Below are 21,345 nucleotides of genomic sequence, written 5' to 3'. Positions count from 1 at the left end.
TAACGGTTTTGGTGCCCACGACTAGATTCGAACTAGCACGTCCTTGCGAACACTACCCCCTCAAGGTAGCGTGTCTACCAATTTCACCACGTGGGCCATTATTTCGCGCTTAATTTATGGAGTAAATTTAATTGCTGCGGTAAAATTAAGCAATTACAAATAAATGTAAACAAAAAAAGTTAAGTGCTAGACTTAACTTTTTTGTGACCGGGCTGGGGCTCGAACCCAGGACCCTCTCCTTAAAAGGGAGATGCTCTACCAACTGAGCTACCCGGTCATTATGTATTGCATATTGTTGTTTGCGGGTGCAAATATAAGACCATTTGTTTGTTTTGCAAGGCTTTTTTAATTTAAAATAAAATTGGGGTGTGAGAGCCTGTAAAACTTAAACCATTTCTATTGTAAATTGAAAATCGTTCGCCTTTGTAAACTTACATACTAACGGTTTTGGTGCCCACGACTAGATTCGAACTAGCACGTCCTTGCGAACACTACCCCCTCAAGGTAGCGTGTCTACCAATTTCACCACGTGGGCTTACAATTTAATAATAAGGAGCCTATTTAATCCATGGAAAAAATAAACACTTACCAATTGTTTAAAACAAAAAAAGTTAAGCGCTAACTTAACTTTTTTTGTGACCGGGCTGGGGCTCGAACCCAGGACCCTCTCCTTAAAAGGGAGATGCTCTACCAACTGAGCTACCCGGTCATTATGTGTTGCAGACTGTTGTTGTTTGCGGGTGCAAATATAAAATCATTTGTTTGTTTTACAATGGTTTTCTTTTTATTTTTTTATTTTTTTTTATTTGACGCCAATTTGTGCCAATTTTACCAAAAATAAGAGCCGTGAAAATTGTATTGATAGGGTATATGGGTAGTGGTAAGACTACCGTAGGTAAGATGTTAGCTAACGAATTGAAAAGTAGATTCTTAGATTTGGATGAGGAGATAGAAAATAGACTCGAGACTTCTATTCCAACCCTTTTTGAGACTAAGGGAGAGCTGTTTTTCAGGAAAAAAGAGCATCAAATATTAAATGAACTTTTATCGGGAGATTCAGATTTTATTTTGTCAACAGGAGGGGGAACACCATGTTATTCCGGAAATATGGATAGTATGTTGCATCTTGCGGATGCAGTTATTTATCTAAAAGTTTCAATTCCGGGTCTGGTAGAACGATTAATTCCAGAAAAAGAACACAGGCCCCTCATAAAAAACATAGCGAATGATGAGCTGCCAGAATTTATTGGCAAGCATCTATTTGAGCGAAACAACTTTTATTTAAAGGCAAATCATATAGTAGACTGCGACCAAAAGGAGCCGCAGCGTATTGTCCAGGAGATTATTGGTTTACTCGGATAGATAGACGGAGCTGTCCGCTTCTTTTAATTCCACAATTATGTGTTCTTGCAAGGAGGTAGATAGGGAAATTCCCTTGTAATCTGCCTTTACTGGATATTTTTTGTGGTTTCTATTAACCAATACCGCGGTCTTTAGCTGTTTTAAGGGGACTCTTAAGAAATGATGTACCCCATAGATTAAAGTGGTGCCAGAATTTAATACATCATCTACCAATACTACGGACTGGTCTTTGTAGTCTTCTTCGGGGATGCTGGTACTTACACCGCTTTCCAAGGGATTCTTTTTGTTCATCTGTACTTGGCATAAGACTACTTGGGCATCGGTTATTTCTTGTAGTACCGATTGTATTTTCTTTGCAAAACTCAATCCGCCACCTTCTATGCCCGCAATGATGATCACCTCTTCATTTACATTAGCTTCATAAATTTGATAAGCCATGCGTTTAATCTTATGTTGAATCTGCTCGTGGGATAATATCTTATTAGACATAGTACTTCTTATTTAGGTTCAAAGATAAAAAACAGTTCTTTATTTGCTCTTGGTTTTATGGAATTGTAGGCAACTTCTAAAACTTTAAAATTAAAATGGTCCCCAAAAAGGCCTTTGTATTCCTCTGGGCTTCCCCCGTACGGAGGTCCGGATTCTGTTAGGGGGAAGGTGAACAACAACCCTACTAGTTTTCCGGTAGGTTTAAGGAGTTGCTTCATTTTGTGTACATACTGTGGGCGTAAGCCTGGGTCTAGGGCGCAAAAAAAAGTCTGTTCCAAAATCAGGTCAAAATCTGAAAGGTCCAAATTAAAAAAATCCCCTTCAATAATTCGGTCTTGGGGGTAATGGGGTAGCTGCACTTTAATACGGTCCAAGGGCGGTTTAGCAATATCTACAATGTATACATTAGTAAAGCCTGCTGCAATCAAATAAATAAGCTCATAGGCGTTTCCTGCACCGGGGATTAGGATTTTAATGTCCTTATTGGGCAACTGGTCTATATAAGTGGTTAGGGGAGGAGAGGCATACCCTATATCCCAACCGGTACTTTCATTTAGATACTTATTTTCCCAGAACTCTTTAAGTTGTTTCATCATCCTTCTTGTTGGCGGTGGCATCCTCAGTTCCTTCTTCCAAGTATTCCGTAATATCCCTTCGGTCCTTTTTGGTAGGCCTTCCCATTCCTTTTTTACGATAGTAGTCCTTGGAATATTGTAACAGTTCATTGTGTTCAAAAGCTTCCTTGGGGGTGGTGTCCTTTCTATAAATGTCTACCAACTTAGCGCCCACCCTACTTTTGGGAATGTCCAAAACCGTTAATTCGTAATTAATTTGGTTCTTTCTAACCACAATCTTATCCATGGGATATACCTCTCGAGAGGGTTTAACAACCTGATCGTTTACTTTAACCTGTCGTTTTTTACATGCTTCGCTAGCGATATTCCGTGTCTTAAAATAACGGATACTCCATAAGTATTTGTCTATTCGCATAAACTATTCAAATTCTTTGTTAAGGTCTCCTACAAAAATAGGGGAAAATTGTATCTTGGCGCCTTTAAATACGAAATCAATGATGTTAAGGAAAATTCTATTGCTAGCTTTTATTTTTGTTGCTGTCTGGTCCTGTAAAAAGGACGATAGTCCTTCCATAGAAGTGGTGCCCCCTAGATTACTGAGTGAGGTTGCTGTGGAAAATGATGCGACAATTAAGGAGTTTTTGGATAACCACTTTTATAACTATGAGGAATTTGCCAATCCAGGTCCGGATTTCGATTATCGAATTGTTATAGATACCATTGCTGGTGATAATGCCGATAAAACACCTTTAAGTGAACAGGTGCTAACTGAAGTGATTAAAGTTTCTTCCAGTGATTTAGGATTGAATACGGAAGTGGAAGAAAAAGACATAGAACATACCCTATATTACCTCATCGCCAGAGAAGGAGTGGGGAATCAGGCTACAGCTAAGGATTCGGTATATTTAAGGTATAAGGGGAGTCGCCTAGACGGGACTGTTTTTGATAGTAGGCTGGGGAGTCCAACTTGGTTTGATCTCCCAGGATCCTTATCCAAGCAAGCTGCTCCATCTATTACTGGTTTTAGACATGGAATGGCTAAGTTTAAGGCTGGTGGCGAAATTATCGATAACGGGGATGGTACTTTTAAAGTGAAAGGCAGTGGTATTGGACTCATTATTATGCCCTCTGGTTTGGCTTATTTTCAAAGTGCTGCAGTTGGGCAGGCCTACGCACCATTGGTGTTTGAAGTGGACCTTTTGGTGGCCAATACCAAGAAGGATGAAGAGGATAATATAATTAAGTAGTTAACGTATATAACATAGGTTAAAGACCTAGTAAACCGACGCTTGAAACTAATTCAGGAGTCGGTTTTTTTATGACTTTTAGTGATGTTTTCATGGGTTTTTGTTACCGTGGTCACCTATAGTAGGAAGGTGAAAAGTTCAAAGTTCAATGTCTCAATACTAAAATCTCTAAACTATTAATTGTGACATCGGCTCCGCTAGTCTACAGCCCAGGGTAACAAATATCATTTCAATACATTTTTGCCTATTATTTCATTTACAAATTAGCACATTCGCAAATTGTTACATTGAGTTGCGTTAGCTATTGCAGCGGCATCCTTTTTTGGCCATGTCTGTTGCCACCCTGACCTGGAAGGTTTTTCTAACCTTGTAGGTCTTGTTCACTATGGCTAAAAAACATGAGAAAAGGAAAGCCTTACCACCGAAGGGGCGAAAAAAGATACAGCGGAAAGAGCGACCCGATAGGGGAACGCCCCAAACGACGTGTTCAAAGATTTAGGTTCAAAGTTCAAGGTCACAAAACACAAAGTCCACTGGACACTGAGCACCCTTCATTCTACTCAATATTCAGTACTAACCAATTGTTCCCCGATTACTGGCCACTGAGCCCGCTCTCATTACTCACTGCTACAACAAAAAAAACCGCCCATCAAATTAAGCTTGATGAGCGGTTCTATTAGCACTGCACTTTACTAAAAGGGCAATGTGGTATTAAATATTCCTGTTAAAGAGTAAGGGCCAAACTCAGTATTAATTGGTCTGGTCTGGTGTCAATTTTATCTCCACTGAATACACCATCAATCACCGTTACCTCATTCTCACTAAAGCCTCTTTCGTACCTTAGGTCGATCCCAAACTTCCCAAAAGAAACTCCAGCACCGATATTGAGTCCAACCGTGAAATCGTTCTCTACGTCCCCAATGGTAATACCATCATAATCCGTATCCAAAATATACTGGAACGCAGGACCTGCAAAAACTTGCAGGGGCCCAATGAGGTTAACACCTAATAGAACAGGAAGGTCCAATTTGCTCATCTCTAAGCTATTGTTGTCATAATCGGACTTAGTCTTGGTGTACACCAATTCTGGTCTTAAATAAATGTTGTCTCCTACCTTTCCAAAAACACCCACGTGGAAGCCCACATTGCTGTCGGGGTTTTTATAGGCTTGTTCGGTAGACTCAAAATAATCCCCGTTGGCGCCGTAGTTTAGACCTGCTTTAATTCCAAAGCCTGGGTCTTTTTGTGCGAATGCAGAAATGCTTACCAAAGCAAAAGCTGCCATTAAAACTGTCTTTTTCATCATAATAAAGTGTTCTTTTAAGTTAAAAAACATTGTCCAATATTACTTACAATGTTTGTACCAGTTTGTCTTAAAAAGAAAAAAACTTAACACAAAAAACGATTATAGCCAAAATTGCCCCATAATGGATTCTTATATTAAAGAAGACCAGTCTAGGGCAAATAAAAGTATATCTCGTTTTCAATCAAGGGCTATCGTCGGCTCTTAAATGTTGGGTTTATTTTCTTTTCAACACTTTTAAAACGGCTTTTTCTATAGCTTTATTATCCAAACCATATTTAGCCATTAATTCTTCTGGAGTACCACTTTCACCAAAGGTATCATTGGTGCCAACAAATTCTTGTGGGGTAGGATGCGTGGTAGCTAGGTATCCGGCAACTGTTTCGCCTAAACCTCCCATATAGTTATGCTCTTCCGCACTCACAACACAGCCAGTTTTTTTAACAGACTTTAATACTGCTTCTCCATCAAAGGGTTTAATGGTGTGTATGTTGATTACTTCTGCAGAAATGCCTTGCTTCTCCAGGTTTTCGGCGGCGATCAATGCTTCCCATACCAAATGGCCGGTAGCTACAATTGTTACATCGGTGCCTTCACTTAACATAAGGGCTTTCCCAATTTCAAATTTTTGGTCAACCGGGGTGAAGTTGGCTACTTTTGGGCGCCCAAACCTCAGGTAAACAGGTCCTTCGTGCTCTGCAATGGCAATGGTAGCCGCTTTGGTCTGATTATAATCGCAAGGATTAATAACCGTCATTCCAGGCAACATTTTCATCATCCCTATGTCTTCCAATATCTGGTGTGTAGCACCATCCTCACCTAAGGTTACTCCGGCGTGGGAAGCACATATTTTAACGTTTTTCCCAGAGTAGGCAATAGATTGGCGAATTTGGTCGTATACACGTCCTGTAGAGAAATTGGCGAAGGTTCCTGTAAATGGAATTTTTCCACCTATGGTGAGTCCCGCTGCAATTCCCATCATATTGGCTTCGGCAATTCCGATTTGAAAAAATCGCTCAGGGTTCTCCTCAATAAATTTTTCCATTTTTAAAGAGCCTACCAAATCTGCACATAAAGCCACTACGTTGGGATTGGTTCTCCCTAGCTCTGTTAGTCCGGCCCCAAATCCACTTCTTGTATCGTTTTTACCTTGATCTATATATTTCTTCATCTTATTCTTTCTTAATAGTTATTGGAAAATGATTGGATTAGTAATCTCCGAGGGTCTCTGGATTTTGCGATAATGCATTTTCCAATTGCTCATCGTTAGGTGCTTTTCCGTGCCAAGCGTGGGTATGCATCATAAAATCTACACCATTCCCCATCACCGTGTGTAATAATACACAAACAGGTTTCCCTTTTCCAGTTCTGCTCTTGGCTTCTTTTAATCCATTGATGACGGCTTCTAAGTTGTTGCCCTCTTTAATATCCACAACATCCCAACCAAATGCTTCAAATTTATTTCTAAGATCGCCTAATGGCAAAACGTCTTCCGTGGCACCATCAATCTGCTGTCCATTATAATCTATAGTAGATATAAGGTTGTCTACTTTATTACCGGCGGCATACATAATAGCCTCCCAGTTTTGTCCTTCCTGTAGCTCCCCATCTCCGTGAAGGGTATAGACCAATTTTGAATCCTTATTCAGTTTCTTTGCCTGTGCGGCACCTAGGGCTACGGACATGCCCTGACCTAAGGAACCAGATGCAATACGTACTCCTGGTAATCCCTCATGGGTAGTAGGGTGTCCCTGTAAGCGGGAGTTTATCAGTCTAAAGGTGTTTAATTCGTCAACGGGGAAATACCCTTTCCTAGCCAAAACACTATAGTAGACTGGTGAAATATGACCGTTGGATAAAAAGAATAAATCCTCTCCATTTCCATCCATGTCAAATCCTTCATTAAGCTCCATGATCTCATTGTATAGCGCTACCATAAATTCGGTACAACCCAATGAACCTCCTGGATGTCCTGAGTTAACCTTGTGGACCATTCTAACTATGTCTCTGCGGACCTGAATGGTCAAATCTTGTAATTCTTGAAGTTTCGGCATCTTATCTATTTTTTTTAACACCCCAAAAGTAATGGCTATCTTTTGTGTATACAAGAAGGAGATGTTATATTTTGCGCTTTTAGACCGTTAAAACCCCAACTTTATTTTTTTGTTGGGGTCTTAATGACAAGGAGTTGACTATATTTGCGGCTTTAAAACTCTTTTTTTTGAAATTCACCTTACAACATTCAGACAATAGAACCAAGGCCAGGGCTGCAGAACTAGTTACGGACCATGGAAAAATAGAAACCCCTATTTTTATGCCGGTAGGTACCGTGGCATCTGTGAAGGGGGTGCACCAAAAAGAACTTAGGGAAGAGGTTAATCCAGATATTATTCTGGGGAATACCTACCATCTATACCTTAGGCCTAAAACCGAGATTCTTAAGAAAGCTGGCGGACTCCATAAATTTATGGGGTGGGACCGGAATATATTGACGGATAGTGGGGGATTTCAAGTGTATTCCCTATCCAACAGCAGAAAGATTAAGGAAGAAGGAGTGCGATTTAAATCGCATATAGACGGTTCCTACCACGTATTTACCCCAGAGAATGTAATGGAGATACAAAGGGTTATCGGAGGTGACATAATTATGGCCTTTGATGAATGTACTCCCTACCCATGCGACTATAACTATGCTAAAAGATCTATGCATAGAACCCATAGGTGGTTAGATCGTTGTATTAAGCATTTGGAAAAAACGCCTTTTACTTACGATTATGCGCAGACATTCTTCCCCATTGTTCAAGGGTCCACTTATAAGGACCTTCGAAAACAATCTGCAGAGTATATTGCAGGGGTGGGGGCAGAAGGAAACGCCATAGGTGGACTATCGGTGGGGGAGCCTGCTGAGGAAATGTACGCCATGACAGAGATTGTCTGCGATATTTTACCCGAGGATAAACCCAGATACCTTATGGGAGTGGGAACACCAATAAATATTTTGGAGAATATAGCCCTGGGAGTAGATATGTTCGATTGTGTGATGCCTACCAGAAATGCGAGGAACGGAATGCTTTTTACAGCACATGGCACCATCAATATAAAAAATAAAAAGTGGGAGGACGATTTTTCTCCTTTGGATGAAATGGGCACTACTTTTGTAGATAGGGAATATTCCAAGGCCTATCTAAGGCATTTGTTTGCTGCAAATGAATATTTAGGAAAGCAAATTGCAACCATCCACAACCTCGGATTCTATATGTGGTTGGTGAGAGAAGCTAGAAAGCATATTTTAGCGGGGGATTTCTATGAGTGGAAAACCAAGATGGTAAAACAAATGGATAAAAGATTATAGGTGCTTAGTATAATAGACAAATACATATTAAAACGCTACCTGGCAACCTTCTTTGTGATGTTGATGCTGTTTGTGCCTATTGGTATTATGGCCAACTTAGCAGAGCAAATAGGTAAAATGATAGACAATGAAGTGCCCTTGGCAGAAATTGTGCTGTACTACTGGAATTTTACGCTGGTGATTGGGAATCTATTATTTCCAATATTTCTTTTTCTATCGGTAATTTTCTTTACTTCCAAACTGGCCAATAACACGGAGATTGTGGCTATTCTAAGTTCGGGTGTATCCTATGGTAGATTCTTGAGACCTTATATGATAGGGGCTACTATAATCGCCATCCTTATGTTTCTAATGAATATGTTTATTGTTCCTAAGGCCAGTATAGGGTATAACGAATTTAAGTTTAAATATCTCAAAAGAGGGAAGCAGGATAGAGTTACTACCAACATCTTTAACCAGTTGAACGAGACCGACTTTCTCTATGTAAGTTCTTTTGACCCTGCCAGGCAAATTGGCTATAACTTTACCATGGAGCGCTTTAAGGAGGATAATACGCTCGACTTTAAAATGTCTGCGGCCAATATAAGATGGGTGCCCAAGGATAGTGTGTACCGACTTACTTCCTATTCCAAAAGGAAGCTGGTAGATGGGAAAGAAGTAATAGAAACCAAAAAGAGGTTAGATACCATTTTTAATTTTAAAATAGACGACCTAACCCCGGTTTCCTATATCGCGGAAACCAAAAATATGTTTGAGCTCAATAAATTTATTGAAGATCAAAAAAAGAAGGGTGCATCTAATATAAACAGCTATGTATTGGTGAAATACAAACGCTGGGCCTTGCCTATCGCGGCCTTTATCCTTACCGTAATTGCCGTTGCGGTATCCTCCGTGAAAAGAAGGGGAGGCATGGGTGTTAATCTGGCCTTTGGTATTGGGGTTGCCTTTATTTATATCTTTTTCGATAAGGTATTTGGTACCCTCGCCGAGCAGTCGGGCTTTTCCCCTCTCATGGCAGTCGTAATTCCCAACGTCTTATTTGGGATTATTGGTTTTTACCTATTGCAAAATGCCAAACGATAAACTTAAGAATTACCTACACCTCCATTTTATTGTTTTTATATGGGGCTTTACCGCGGTCTTAGGGAAATTAATAACCATTGATGCCCTTCCCTTGGTCTGGTTTCGGATGGGGATCGCTTTCTTGTTGATTTTAGCATATATCAAATTCCGACATCTTCAACTTAAAGTACCTCCCAGAGTTTTACTACTATTAATAGTTGCAGGAATGGTGATTGCCATGCACTGGGTTACCTTTTTTATGGCAATTAAGGTTTCTAATGTATCCGTGGCATTGGCCACCATGTCTACCGGTGCATTTTTTGCCTCTTTGATGGAGCCTATCTGGTATGGCCGTAGGTTAATAGGCTATGAGGTTGTTTTTGGTTTGGTAGTAATGCTAGGACTTTATATAATGTTCAATGTGGAGGGGAATTACTTGTATGGAATTGTATTGGCACTGGTTTCTGCATTTTTGTCGGCAGTGTTTTCGCTGATCAATGGAAAGTTGGTGCAAAATCACAAACCTTCCGTTATCTCTTATTATGAATTGGGGAGCGGGGTCTTATTGCTTACTGTATACCTAGCCTTGAGTGGGCAGTTTTCCAAAGAGTTCTTCCACTTATCCATAGCGGATTGGGGTTATATCCTTATTCTGGCATCGGTCTGTACCGCTTATGCCTTTATTGCCTCGGTAAAGGTGATGCGGTTTATAAGTCCCTATACTGTGATGCTTACTACCAATCTGGAGCCCATATACGGGATTGTGCTTGCCTTCTTAATTTTTGGGGACAGTGAGAAAATGAATCCGGAATTCTATCTGGGAGGTCTTATTATCCTTGCAACTGTAGTAGCCAACGGGGTATTGAAGAATAGAAAAAAATTAAAAAAAATAGACTAAGGGGGTGCCTTCCCTTTAAAGTTTTATATTTGCCTATTGAAATTGAATAGAACTAAACCTGTATACCTATGGAGTATTTAGATTTTGAACTTCCCATTAAAGAGCTTGAAGAGCAGTTAGATAAGTGCATGATAATTGGTGAGGAGAGTGAAGTTGATGTTTCGGAAACCTGTAAGCAGATAGAGAAAAAATTAGAGGATACCCGCAAGGAGATATATAAGAATCTTACCGCTTGGCAGCGTGTGCAATTGTCTAGGCATCCTAACAGACCCTATACATTGGACTATATTAAGGCCATTTGTGGGGATACTTTTCTAGAGCTCCACGGGGATCGTAACGTTAAGGACGATAAGGCCATGGTAGGCGGACTCGGGAAAATTGGGGATCAATCCTATATGTTTATTGGACAGCAGAAAGGATACAACACCAAAACAAGACAGTACCGTAACTTTGGTATGGCTAACCCGGAAGGGTATAGAAAGGCCTTAAGACTTATGAAGTCTGCAGAAAAGTTTGGAGTGCCCGTAGTGTGTTTAATAGACACTCCTGGTGCTTACCCAGGTATTGAGGCCGAAGAAAGAGGACAAGGCGAGGCCATTGCAAGGAATATCTTGGAAATGACCCGTTTAAAAGTGCCCATTATTGTGCTTATCATTGGAGAAGGTGCTTCTGGAGGTGCTTTGGGGATTGGTGTAGGCGATAAGGTGTTGATGTTAGAAAATACCTGGTACTCGGTTATTTCCCCAGAATCCTGTTCTTCTATACTTTGGAGAAGTTGGGAGTATAAGGAGCAAGCGGCAGAAGCTTTGAAGCTTACTGCTAAGGATATGAAGAAGATGAAGCTGATCGATGAGATTGTAAAAGAACCCATAGGAGGTGCTCACGCAAACCGTGAGAAAACCTTCGAAATTGTAAAAGGGAAGATTGTGGAGCATTATGAGGAATTGAAAAAGTTATCACCAAAAGATCTGGTAAATAACCGGATGAATAAATATGCCGATATGGGGGTGTTTAATGGATAGCATCCCATTTTATAGCGCTGAAAAAATCTGGAGCAGTATTTCTCCAGTTTTTTTTTGCTTATAAACAAATTTCGTAACTTATTAACAGGGTGAATGTTGATGAACTGTTAATATCCCCAAGCCCCATTTAATTCTTATTTGTTAATTTAGTACTCATGGAAAAAACGAACCCAATTGTTGGTCATCGAATAGATAAATCCACCATTATTAACTTAGAGAAAGGTAAAGTTCCACCGCAAGCGGTTGATTTGGAGGAGGTTGTGCTGGGTGCGATGATGATTGATAAAAAAGGGGTGGATGAGGTGATAGATATCCTTCATCCCGAAGTTTTTTATAAAGAAGCCCATAAATACATTTATGAGGCTATTTTTAAGTTATTCGAAAATTCCGAGCCTGTTGATTTATTAACCGTTTCCTCACAATTGAAGAAGGACGGTCGCTTGGAAAAGGCGGGGGGTGATTTTTATCTTATAAAACTCACTCAAAAAGTAGCTTCTTCGGCGCATATAGAATTCCATGCACGTATTATTCTTCAGAAGTTTATTCAGAGAAGCCTTATAAAGATTTCCAATGAGATTATTGAGGAGGCATATGAGGATTCTACCGATGTTTTTGACTTGTTGGATACGGCAGAGGCCAAACTTTATGACGTTACCCAAGGAAACCTAAAGCGATCTGCAGAAACCGCTCAGAACTTGGTTATCCAAGCAAAGAAAAGAATTGAGGAGATTGCTGGTAAAGAGGGGCTTAGTGGAATTCCCTCAGGATTTGATAAACTAGATAAGCTTACCTCTGGTTGGCAGCCCAGTGATTTAATTATTGTTGCGGCTCGTCCAGGTATGGGTAAAACAGCACTTACCCTATCCATGGCTAGGAACGTTGCTGTTAACTCTAATATGGGAGTGGCTTTCTTCTCCTTGGAGATGTCCTCGGTACAGCTAATCACCAGGTTAATATCTTCCGAAACAGGATTGTCCTCAGAGAAGTTGCGAACTGGAAAGTTAGAGAAGCACGAGTGGGAGCAACTAAACGTGAAGGTGAAGTCTTTAGAATCGGCACCTTTGTTTATTGATGATACGCCTTCCTTGTCTATATTTGACCTACGGGCAAAGGCACGGCGATTGGCTTCGCAGCACGATATAAAGATGATCATGATCGATTATCTTCAGCTGATGACCGCAGGAGGTACCCAAAAAGGGGGGAATCGTGAACAGGAAATTTCTACCATCTCCCGAAACCTTAAGGCCTTGGCTAAGGAATTGAACGTTCCGGTAATAGCCCTGTCACAGCTATCGCGTGCCGTGGAAACGAGAGGGGGTAGCAAACGGCCAATTCTTTCGGATTTGAGGGAATCGGGTGCTATTGAGCAGGATGCGGATATTGTTTCCTTTATCTATAGACCAGAGTATTATAAAATTGATGAATGGGATGATGAGGAGCGTTCCCCAACGGCGGGACAGGCAGAGTTTATTGTGGCAAAACACAGAAACGGTGGCTTGGAGAATATTCGACTGAAATTCCTTGGGCATTTAGGTAAGTTCGATAACTTGGATGATTTTGATTCCCCCTTCGAATTTCAGTCTAAAATGAATGAGGACAATGATAATCCGTTTATTACCAAAGGATTGCCCGATGCCAATGAGGCTTTTGGGAGTTCTATGAACCACGGAACCATGCCCGATGATAATGATGTTCCTTTTTAGAAACATCCACTATAGTATGATAGGTAGTTGATAGGTAAGAGTTGTAATGATTTAAATAAAACATTCAATGAAAAAGTACATTTGGCCCCCAAAGTTTTTTGGAGGCCTTTTTTTTGCAATATGCTGTTTACTATGGGGAGGCTCCCTCCATGCCTCTACCATACTCATTCCTATGGATGCGGAGGGGCAAAAAAATCACCTAAAGGCTTATGGGATTACCTACTGGGTACTATCTAACCAGCAAAAAGTACATTGGTTGTTAAATTATAGGGGTGGTTCTTTTTTGCTCCCGGATGGAGAGCATATCCGTAGGGAATGCCAAATTAGAGGGGTCTCTTATGAGATTCTATCGGACCAACAGGCGCAAGGAATTTTGGAGGGTATCAGTAGTCCGTCTAAAAACCAAGAGGCGGTAATTTTAGAAAAGGCCCCTAAAATTGCGGTGTATACTCCAAAAAGCAATGCTCCTTGGGACGATGCCGTAACCATGGTGCTTTCCTATGCAGAGATTCCCTATGATAAAGTATATGACCAAGAGGTGCTGCAAGACCAATTGGTGCTGTACGATTGGCTGCATTTGCATCATGAGGATTTTACCGGACAGTATGGGAAATTTTATGGAGCGTATAGAGCGGCACCTTGGTATATTGAAAATAAACAGCAGGCAGAGGCCTTGGCCCAAGAGCTTGGTTTTGCCAAAGTTTCAGATCAGAAGGGAGCGGTAGCTCGTAAAATCGGAAACTATGTAGTAGGAGGTGGCTTTATGTTTGCTATGTGTTCTGCTACGGATAGCTTTGATATTGCCCTGGCCGCCGAAGGAGTAGATATTTGCGAACCGATGTTTGACGGGGATCCGTCGGATGCCAATTATCAATCCAAGCTCAATTACGAAAAGACCTTTGCATTTACTAATTTCATATTGGAGCGCAATCCACTGATCTACGAGTTTAGTACTATAGATACGACCCGTAAAAGAACGGGTATCTCAAAAGAATCCGATTATTTTTCCTTGATGGAGTTTTCGGCAAAATGGGATCCTGTTCCCACTATGCTCTGCCAAAACCATACGGCTTTGGTAAAAGGTTTTATGGGGCAGACCACAGCTTTTAGTCGAGATCAGATAAAGCCTACCGTATTGGTGCTAGGGGAAAATAAGATTAATGGAGAAGCGCGCTATATCCATGGAGTAAAAGGAAAAGGTTTTTTTACTTTTTATGGAGGGCACGATCCTGAAGATTATCAACACAGGGTTGGAGACCCTAAGACCGAACTGGAGTTGCATCCTAACTCCCCTGGGTACAGGCTAATCCTGAACAATGTGCTTTTCCCTGCCGCAAAGAAAAAAAATCAGAAAACCTGATAGGTGCTAGTTTTTGGGGGAATGGTAAGGAGCAGTGTAAAATAAAATCCCCGAGGAATGCCCCGGGGATGCTATATGTCTTGTATGCTGAAACCTAAAAAGGTACTCATTAATTTATAGAGAAAAGCGATTTTGCTTAACTCGTTACCAGCTTTTCTAAGATTCGCTCTACGCCGTAATCGTCATTGCTGCTAGTCTTATAGTTGGCAGTTTCAATAACATCGGGATGTGCGTTCTCCATGGCAAAACTAAAATGGCCCATCGTCAACATCTCTAAATCGTTGTTATAGTCACCAAATACCATAGTCTCTTGTTTGCTAATTCCGTATTTCTGTTGCAGTTTCTCCAGCGCGTATCCTTTGTGAGCGTTTATATTGGAGATATCCAACCAATTTTCACCGGATACTTTTACTTTTAGCTCGCCTTCCAAGTGCTTTAGCAAGGGGTATATGTATTTTTCGGAACTTTCGTAGTGATAGAGTGCAATCTTTAGGATTTCACCGGTAAATGTGGAGAGGTCTTCCAAAATACTGAACTCGGAATAGTACTCCTTTAGAGTGTCCTTAAAAGTTTGTGACTCTCCGCTAATAAAGGCATTTTCCTTCCCACAGAGAACCATATGTACGCCTTCAGTATCCTTAAGAAGCTCTATTACCTCCGTAATAATTCCATTTTCTAAGGGGGTAGAGAGCATCTCTTTCTCTCGCTTCCTAATATAAGCTCCGTTCTCGGCTACTACAATTATATCGTCCTTAATGGCCTGTAGTTTGTCAACGATGCTTAAATATTGACGACCGCTGGCAGCTACGAATTTTATGTCCTTGTCCTTTAGTTTTTGAAATAGGGAAAAGAATTTGGGGCTTACTTCATGTTTGGAATTTAATAAAGTTCCATCCATATCCGTTACCACCATTTTTACTTTTGATAAATCCATTCATTTTTATTTAATCTACAAAGGTATTGGATATATCTGTATTGGCCTCCTAGTTGTTAAAAGTTTCACATTTGCGGATAGATTATACTTATAAATTAAGGGAAGTGGTCTGTAAACAGTGAATTATTTCATCATATTCCCGAAATTAGCAACTTAATTAAAAAGAAATATGCAGTTCTATCAGACAGAAATTAGGTTGCGGGCCCATAAAAGGGGATTTCATATTATTACCGAGCACATTTTGGATAGTATGCCAGAAATAAACAAAATAAAGCAGGGGATGTTGCAGGTTTTTATAAAACATACTTCGGCCAGTTTAACCATTAATGAAAATGCCGACCCTACTGTTAGGACCGATTTTGAGAGTCATATAAATAGGATGGTACCGGAAAATGCACCTTATTATATCCATACCTATGAAGGGCCCGATGATATGCCTGCCCATATTAAATCTTCTTTAATGGGAGCGTCGGTTCAAATCCCTATTACAAACGGTAGGCTAAATTTAGGGATATGGCAAGGAATATACCTGTGTGAACACAGAGACTATGCAAGCGGAAGAGCGTTGGTGGTAAGTTGCTTTGGGATTTAGGAAGCTATGGATGGCGATAGGATATTTATAAAAAAAAATCCTGCTCCGAAAAGAAGCAGGATTTTATAAGCGAGATGTGTTATTAATTTATTTTACTTTGTCTACGATAGCCTTAAAAGCTTCTGGGTGGTTCATGGCCAAATCTGCCAAAACCTTACGGTTTAGCTCTATGTTGTTGGCTTTAACCTTACCCATAAACTGAGAATAGGACATTCCGTGCATTCTGGCACCTGCATTAATACGGGTAATCCATAGAGAACGGAAAGTTCTTTTCTTATTTCTACGGTCTCTATAAGCATATAACATTGCTTTTTCAACCGCATTTTTGGCTACTGTCCAAACGTTTTTACGTCTTCCAAAGTAACCTTTGGCCTGCTTCATTACTTTTTTTCTTCTAGCTCTAGAAGCAACTGAATTTACTGATCTTGGCATATTTTAAATTGTTTTTTGTAGTAGGCGGTCAATTTGTGACGCTTTTAGTGCTCCATTGTTTTTGGCAAAGAAGCGGCCTAACTCCAGGGTTAATAATTACCGACTGAACGATTACTTTAAACGTAATTGTTCTTTAATACTGTTAACATCCGACTGGTGCACTAGTGCAGTGTGGGTTAACGCAAGCTTACGCTTCTTAGACTTCTTCGTTAGAATATGACTTTTAAAGGCATGCTTTCTTTTAATTTTACCGGTACCGGTTAGCTTAAAACGCTTTTTGGCACTGGATTTTGTTTTTTGTTTAGGCATTTGCTTCCTATTTATTAATTATCTCGCTTACTATTTTTATGCTGGCATAGGCCAGTAACTGTCCAAAGCCCTAAGGCTTGGATTTATTTCTTGGTTTTGGGAGCAATGAACATCGTCATTCTTTTGCCCTCCAATCGCGGCATCTGTTCTACCTTGCCTAGATCTTCCAATTCGGAAGCCAGTCTAAGCAAGAGAATTTCACCTTGATCCTTATAAACAATAGATCTACCTTTAAAGAATACATAGGCCTTTAATTTGGCACCATCCTTTAAAAATTTCTCTGCATGTTTCTTCTTAAACTCGTAGTCGTGATCATCGGTTTGTGGACCAAATCTAATTTCCTTGACGATAACTTTACTCGCTTTAGACTTCATAGCCTTTTCGCGCTTCTTTTGTTCGTAAAGAAATTTCTTGTAATCTATGATCTTACATACCGGTGGATCTGCCTTTGGGGAAATCTCCACCAAGTCCAATTCCATTTCCTTGGCTTGGGCAATGGCATCCCTAGTGTTGTACACTCCTACTTCTACATTGTCGCCAACCAACCTAATTTTGGGCGATAAAATCTTTTCATTGATATTGTGGGGATTTTTATTCTCCCTTCTAGGTTGTGGTCTAAAACGTTTTCTTATTGCTATGGCTCTACTTTTTTAATTAAACTTATTTTTTTTAAAACGACTTTAAGGTACTATTAATTTCATTAGTTACCAAGTCAGAAAAGGCTTTTATAGTGATGGAACCAAGATCTTCACCGCCATGACGTCTAACGGAGATGGTCTCTTCCTTTTCTTCATTCTCGCCAACAATTAACATGAACGGGATTTTTGTTAATTCTGCTTCCCGTATTTTTTTGCCAACTGTCTCATTTCTATTATCAATGAGGGCGCGAATGTCGTTATTTTCCAAGGAATTTAAAACTTTTTCGGCATATATTTCATGTTTTTCGCTAACTGGAAGGATAATTGCCTGTTCTGGCACTAGCCAAAGTGGGAAATTACCTCCGGTATGCTCCAGTAATAGGGCTATAAATCGTTCCATGCTTCCAAAGGGTGCGCGGTGAATCATTACTGGCCTATGAAGCTCATTATCGCTTCCTTTGTAATTTAGGTCAAAGCGCTCTGGAAGGTTGTAATCTACCTGAATAGTTCCTAACTGCCAGTTTCTTCCCAAGGCATCCTTAATCATGAAGTCGAGCTTAGGTCCGTAAAAAGCTGCCTCACCGCTTTCAATTACAAAGTCTAATCCCTTTTCTTTAGCGGCATCAATAATGGCATTCTCTGCCCTTTCCCAATTCTCAACAGATCCTATGTATTTCTCAGGTTTTTCCAAATCCCTAACGGAAACCTGTGCGGTAAACTTTTCAAAGCCTAAGGATTCCAACACATAAAGCGTAAGGTCTATAACATTCTTAAATTCTTCCCCTAATTGGTCGGGTGTACAAAATATATGTGCATCGTCTTGGGTAAAGCCACGTACTCTGGTTAGACCGTGGAGTTCGCCGCTCTGTTCATATCTATATACGGTGCCAAATTCTGCATAACGTATAGGAAGGTCCTTGTAGCTATAAGGTTTGGTATTGTATATCTCACAGTGATGGGGGCAGTTCATCGGTTTTAAAAGAAACTCCTCATCTTCCTTAGGAGTTTTTATGGGTTGAAAGCTGTCCTCTCCGTATTTGGCGTAATGCCCAGAAGTAACATAAAGTTCCTTTTGGCCAATATGTGGAGATACCACCATATCGTACCCAGCTTTCTTTTGTGCCTTTTTAAGGAATTGCTCTAACCTTTCCCTTAAAGCGGCTCCTTTAGGTAACCATAAAGGAAGTCCAGGTCCTACTTTTTGGGAAAAGGTAAATAGCTCCAATTCTTTACCTAATTTTCTATGATCTCGTTTTTTTGCTTCTTCCAGAAGCTGCAAATATTCGGTAAGCTCTTTCTGTTTGGGAAATGAGATTCCGTAAACTCTAGTCAGTTGTTTATTGTTTTCGTCTCCCCTCCAATAAGCTCCTGCAACACTTAATATTTTGATGGCCTTAATTATACCCGTATTGGGGATATGGCCCCCACGACATAAATCAGTGAAAGTGTCGTGGTCGCAAAAACTAATGGTGCCGTCCTCTAAATTTTCAATTAGCTCTACCTTGTACTCGTTCTCTTGAGAACGATATAAGTCTAAAGCATCGGCCTTAGATACAGAGCGCATTTTAAAATCGTGCTTCCCTCTGGCAATTTCCAAAGCTTTTTTCTCGATGGTGGGGAAATCCTTTTCGGAAATCGTATGATCACCAAAGTCTACGTCGTAATAAAATCCGTTTTCAATAGCGGGCCCAATGGTGAGCTTAATGCCAGGATATAATTCTTCTAGTGCTTGTGCTACCACGTGGGAAGTGGAATGCCAAAAGGCCGTCTTCCCTTCCTTATCTCTCCAGCTATAGAGAACAAGGGAGCCATCTTCCTGTAATGGACTCACGGTTTCCACCGTGGTTCCGTTGAACTTTGCAGAAATAATGTTTCTTGCCAAGCCTTCACTAATGCTCTTGGCCACATCTATAGGTGTGGTTCCTTTAGCGTATTCCTTAACATTGCCGTCTGGTAGCGTAATTTTGATCATAGGATTCTTTTTAACAGCTGCAAAGATATTGTAAAGGGTTTAGTTGGGCAAAGTTGTTCTGAAATGAATTTTGTTTTTGGATATAATCATAATTATTTCTAATATGCGGTACCAATTTATTTGGATGGAATTGTAGCTCATATGGAGATGTTGTCTGTTCCGCAGGCAGAGATGGATGCTTATTTGGCAAGTCCAGAAGTGAGTATGGGAGTGGCAGCCTTTACCATCAATGATATTTTTAAAGAGAAATGGATTGCACTCTTTTTGCATGGTGAATCATGGAACGATGCTAGGAGATTTAATTATCAATATAAGGACATGACCGTACCTGCCAATCTAAATCCAGATTTAGGAGGTCAGTTTATTAGGAGATTGCCTTATCCCGATAGTGAAATTAGTAGGAATGGGGCCAATGTGCCATCCGTGACGCTATTGGATCGAATTTTTTGGGATGCTAATTAAAATCAGATTGATTAATGTTAAATCTCCCGCTATTAGCGGGAGATTTTCTTTTTGTTTACAATTTGAAATGCGCATAATTTAATACCGGTCGCAAATACGATTGAAGAAATGTGAATTGCCTAGGGCCGTTCAAAAAACAATAAATATCTACTTATGAAAAATATCTTTTCCTTACTGTTGGTGTCTATCCTTATTGCTAGTTGTGGAACAGCAAGGTTGGTGAAGCCAATTAAGAAGTCTGAAGTGTTTAACCAAGGGTTTACAGGAGTTGTGATATATGATCCGGAAAAGGATAAGGTGCTGTATGCACAGAATGAGGATAAGTATTTTACTCCGGCGTCCAATACTAAGATGTTTACCTTTTATGCTGCTCGTAAAATACTGGATACCCATGTAAATAGTTTAAACTATAAGGAGGAGAAAGACTCTCTAATATTTTGGGGGACAGGGAATCCTGCCTTTCTTCATCCAGATTTTAATGATGTTACTGCCTTGGAGTTGTTAAGGGAGGCCGATAAAAAGCTGTATTGGGCAGATAATTCAGAGCAGGTGACGGCTTATGGGTCGGGTTGGTCCTGGAGTTGGTATAAATATTATTACGGGCCTCAAAGATCGGCCCTTCCCATGTATGGAAATATTGTTCGTTTTTCGAAAAGTGTGGAGGATAAGGATCTTAGCTTTTCGCCTTCTTATTTTAAGAATTTCATTCAACGCAATAGTGAGATGCCCGCCAGTACTTATGTCATAGATCGGGATAAGGATACCAATGCCTTTCAGTACAATATTGTGTTAGATTCCGTAGCCTTCAAGACAGATCGTCCGTATGCCACTTCGCCCCAGCTTACCATGGATATGTTAAGGGATACCCTTGGGAGGGAAGTGCAAAAAATAGACTATGACTTTGCTAAGGTTGGGTCGTACTCCAAATTAAAAGGGGTGGAGACCGATTCTTTATTGAAGCAGATGATGGTTATAAGTGATAATTTTATTGCGGAACAGCTGCTGGTCCTTGCTTCGGATCAATTGTTTGATACCTTAAATATTAGGAAGGCCATAAACTATGCTGTTGAGAATTATTTAAATGACCTCCCAGATAGGCCGGTTTGGGTAGATGGTTCCGGACTTTCCAGTTACAATAAATTTACGCCTAGGAGTATCATTGCTCTTTTGAAGAAAATTAGGGAAGAAATCCCAGGGGAGGAGATGTATGCTTTTTTCCCTGCAGGGGGAGAAACGGGAACCATTAAATCCTGGTATCATTCTGGAGGGGATCGGCCCTATATTTATGCGAAAACAGGAACCTTAAATGGTACCCATTGTTTAAGTGGTTACCTACTTACCAAGAGTGATAAGGTGTTATACTTTAGTTTTATGCATAACAACTATATTATTGGTTCCAATGAATTGAAGCGGGAAATGCAAAAAGTCTTGTTTTCCTTTCATGAGAAATATTAGTGTTTAATATAAGGATATGAAAACTGTAGATTCATGTGCTTGCTGTGTGAGGTGTTTGGCGTTTCCCTCCTTCGTCGGGCCGTGCTCTCTGCTGTATCCCAAGCCTTGCTTCGGGGATGCCGCTGCAATCCCTTCCTAGCGGCGGGCATGCCTAACGCGGGACCGGTGGATGCGTCCC

The 21,345-nt window shown here is 40.4% G+C and carries 22 protein-coding genes and 4 tRNA genes; 11 read left to right on the top strand and 15 right to left on the bottom strand.

Features of this window, described 5'->3' with window-relative positions:
* Positions 1–9: 9 nt before the first annotated feature.
* From BV214_RS15995 to BV214_RS15980, 4 genes are all read right to left on the bottom strand, one after another.
* Positions 10–96: transfer RNA gene (locus BV214_RS15995), tRNA-Leu, on the bottom strand.
* 108 nt (positions 97–204) lie between these two features.
* Positions 205–277 (bottom strand) — tRNA-Lys (locus BV214_RS15990).
* A gap of 171 nt (positions 278–448) precedes the next feature.
* A tRNA-Leu gene (locus BV214_RS15985) sits at positions 449–535 on the bottom strand.
* Positions 536–636: 101 nt separating this feature from the next.
* Positions 637–709, bottom strand: a tRNA-Lys gene (locus BV214_RS15980).
* A 137-nt stretch (positions 710–846) separates the two neighbouring features.
* Here BV214_RS15980 and BV214_RS15975 point away from each other — a divergent pair.
* A complete protein-coding gene (locus BV214_RS15975; protein ID WP_245806815.1) occupies positions 847–1,362 on the top strand; it encodes a shikimate kinase in 516 nt (171 codons plus the stop codon).
* On the opposite strand, the gene BV214_RS15970 is transcribed toward BV214_RS15975, so the two are convergent.
* Genes BV214_RS15970 through BV214_RS15960 form a run of 3 tightly spaced genes read right to left on the bottom strand, consistent with a single transcriptional unit; the run spans position 1,351 to position 2,841 of the window.
* On the bottom strand, positions 1,351–1,851 hold the full coding sequence (locus tag BV214_RS15970) for a phosphoribosyltransferase family protein (protein ID WP_086478501.1): 501 nt from the start codon (positions 1,849–1,851) through the stop codon (positions 1,351–1,353). The genes BV214_RS15975 and BV214_RS15970 overlap by 12 nt on opposite strands.
* Positions 1,852–1,859: 8 nt before the next feature.
* Positions 1,860–2,444 (bottom strand): methyltransferase domain-containing protein, encoded by a 585-nt coding sequence (locus BV214_RS15965; protein ID WP_086478500.1) that lies wholly within the window; start codon positions 2,442–2,444, stop codon positions 1,860–1,862.
* The gene (locus BV214_RS15960) at positions 2,431–2,841 is read right to left on the bottom strand and encodes an RNA-binding S4 domain-containing protein (protein WP_086478499.1); all 411 of its coding nucleotides are present in this window, start codon (positions 2,839–2,841) and stop codon (positions 2,431–2,433) included. Before BV214_RS15960 ends, BV214_RS15965 begins: the two co-directional genes overlap by 14 nt.
* Positions 2,842–2,920: 79 nt before the next feature.
* On the opposite strand from BV214_RS15960, the gene BV214_RS15955 reads away from it, so the two are divergent.
* On the top strand, positions 2,921–3,673 hold the full coding sequence (locus tag BV214_RS15955) for an FKBP-type peptidyl-prolyl cis-trans isomerase (RefSeq protein ID WP_086478498.1): 753 nt from the start codon (positions 2,921–2,923) through the stop codon (positions 3,671–3,673).
* Between the two features lie 724 nt (positions 3,674–4,397).
* On the opposite strand, the gene BV214_RS15950 is transcribed toward BV214_RS15955, so the two are convergent.
* The 3 genes from BV214_RS15950 to BV214_RS15940 form a co-directional block, all read right to left on the bottom strand.
* Complete coding sequence (locus BV214_RS15950; protein ID WP_086478505.1) at positions 4,398–4,976, bottom strand: porin family protein; 579 nt, start codon at positions 4,974–4,976, stop codon at positions 4,398–4,400.
* 217 nt (positions 4,977–5,193) lie between these two features.
* Positions 5,194–6,147 carry a transketolase family protein gene (locus BV214_RS15945; RefSeq protein WP_086478497.1) on the bottom strand — a complete coding sequence of 318 codons (954 nt, stop codon included), beginning with the start codon at positions 6,145–6,147 and terminating at the stop codon, positions 5,194–5,196.
* 37 nt (positions 6,148–6,184) lie between these two features.
* Entirely contained in the window at positions 6,185–7,030 is an 846-nt protein-coding gene (locus BV214_RS15940; RefSeq protein WP_086478504.1) for a transketolase, read from the bottom strand.
* A gap of 167 nt (positions 7,031–7,197) precedes the next feature.
* On the opposite strand from BV214_RS15940, the gene tgt reads away from it, so the two are divergent.
* The 6 genes from tgt to BV214_RS15910 all read left to right on the top strand — a co-directional run bounded on the left by tgt (position 7,198) and on the right by BV214_RS15910 (position 14,373).
* Positions 7,198–8,328 (top strand): tRNA guanosine(34) transglycosylase Tgt, encoded by a 1,131-nt coding sequence (gene tgt, locus BV214_RS15935; RefSeq protein ID WP_086478503.1) that lies wholly within the window; start codon positions 7,198–7,200, stop codon positions 8,326–8,328.
* Positions 8,329–9,411 carry an LptF/LptG family permease gene (locus BV214_RS15930; RefSeq protein ID WP_086478496.1) on the top strand — a complete coding sequence of 361 codons (1,083 nt, stop codon included), beginning with the start codon at positions 8,329–8,331 and terminating at the stop codon, positions 9,409–9,411.
* On the top strand, positions 9,398–10,288 hold the full coding sequence (locus BV214_RS15925) for a DMT family transporter (protein WP_086478495.1): 891 nt from the start codon (positions 9,398–9,400) through the stop codon (positions 10,286–10,288). Before BV214_RS15930 ends, BV214_RS15925 begins: the two co-directional genes overlap by 14 nt.
* Before the next feature lie 68 nt (positions 10,289–10,356).
* Complete coding sequence (locus BV214_RS15920; protein WP_086478494.1) at positions 10,357–11,310, top strand: acetyl-CoA carboxylase carboxyltransferase subunit alpha; 954 nt, start codon at positions 10,357–10,359, stop codon at positions 11,308–11,310.
* Between the two features lie 155 nt (positions 11,311–11,465).
* Positions 11,466–13,013 carry a replicative DNA helicase gene (gene dnaB, locus BV214_RS15915; RefSeq protein WP_086478493.1) on the top strand — a complete coding sequence of 516 codons (1,548 nt, stop codon included), beginning with the start codon at positions 11,466–11,468 and terminating at the stop codon, positions 13,011–13,013.
* Positions 13,014–13,185: 172 nt separating this feature from the next.
* Positions 13,186–14,373 carry an asparagine synthetase B gene (locus tag BV214_RS15910; protein ID WP_245806816.1) on the top strand — a complete coding sequence of 396 codons (1,188 nt, stop codon included), beginning with the start codon at positions 13,186–13,188 and terminating at the stop codon, positions 14,371–14,373.
* Positions 14,374–14,509: 136 nt separating this feature from the next.
* Here the strand turns inward: BV214_RS15910 and BV214_RS15905 are convergent, their stop codons facing one another.
* Positions 14,510–15,307 (bottom strand): HAD family hydrolase, encoded by a 798-nt coding sequence (locus BV214_RS15905; protein WP_086478492.1) that lies wholly within the window; start codon positions 15,305–15,307, stop codon positions 14,510–14,512.
* A 169-nt stretch (positions 15,308–15,476) separates the two neighbouring features.
* On the opposite strand from BV214_RS15905, the gene BV214_RS15900 reads away from it, so the two are divergent.
* Positions 15,477–15,899, top strand: a complete 423-nt coding sequence (locus tag BV214_RS15900) for a secondary thiamine-phosphate synthase enzyme YjbQ (protein ID WP_086478491.1) — start codon at positions 15,477–15,479, stop codon at positions 15,897–15,899.
* An 87-nt stretch (positions 15,900–15,986) separates the two neighbouring features.
* Here the strand turns inward: BV214_RS15900 and rplT are convergent, their stop codons facing one another.
* From rplT to thrS, 4 genes are all read right to left on the bottom strand, one after another.
* A complete protein-coding gene (gene rplT / locus BV214_RS15895) occupies positions 15,987–16,331 on the bottom strand; it encodes a 50S ribosomal protein L20 (protein WP_086478490.1) in 345 nt (114 codons plus the stop codon).
* A gap of 111 nt (positions 16,332–16,442) precedes the next feature.
* Complete coding sequence (rpmI, locus tag BV214_RS15890; protein ID WP_026814351.1) at positions 16,443–16,640, bottom strand: 50S ribosomal protein L35; 198 nt, start codon at positions 16,638–16,640, stop codon at positions 16,443–16,445.
* Positions 16,641–16,723: 83 nt separating this feature from the next.
* Positions 16,724–17,278 (bottom strand): translation initiation factor IF-3, encoded by a 555-nt coding sequence (gene infC / locus BV214_RS15885; RefSeq protein WP_086478489.1) that lies wholly within the window; start codon positions 17,276–17,278, stop codon positions 16,724–16,726.
* A 31-nt stretch (positions 17,279–17,309) separates the two neighbouring features.
* Complete coding sequence (gene thrS / locus BV214_RS15880; RefSeq protein ID WP_086478488.1) at positions 17,310–19,250, bottom strand: threonine--tRNA ligase; 1,941 nt, start codon at positions 19,248–19,250, stop codon at positions 17,310–17,312.
* 120 nt (positions 19,251–19,370) lie between these two features.
* Here thrS and BV214_RS15875 point away from each other — a divergent pair, with 120 nt between their 5' ends.
* Together BV214_RS15875 and BV214_RS15870 are read left to right on the top strand one after the other, a co-directional pair.
* Positions 19,371–19,712: a SusD/RagB family nutrient-binding outer membrane lipoprotein gene (locus tag BV214_RS15875; RefSeq protein ID WP_245806813.1), complete on the top strand. Its 342-nt coding sequence runs from the start codon at positions 19,371–19,373 to the stop codon at positions 19,710–19,712.
* 153 nt (positions 19,713–19,865) lie between these two features.
* On the top strand, positions 19,866–21,167 hold the full coding sequence (locus BV214_RS15870; RefSeq protein WP_086478487.1) for a D-alanyl-D-alanine carboxypeptidase: 1,302 nt from the start codon (positions 19,866–19,868) through the stop codon (positions 21,165–21,167).
* The last annotated feature ends 178 nt before the right edge of the window (positions 21,168–21,345 follow it).

It is taken from the genome of Arenibacter amylolyticus (genome assembly GCF_002150785.1).
In the GTDB taxonomy this organism is placed as follows: domain Bacteria; phylum Bacteroidota; class Bacteroidia; order Flavobacteriales; family Flavobacteriaceae; genus Arenibacter; species Arenibacter amylolyticus.
The sequence above is the reverse complement of the archived record's forward strand: the minus strand, read 5'-3'. Positions and strand labels throughout refer to the sequence as shown.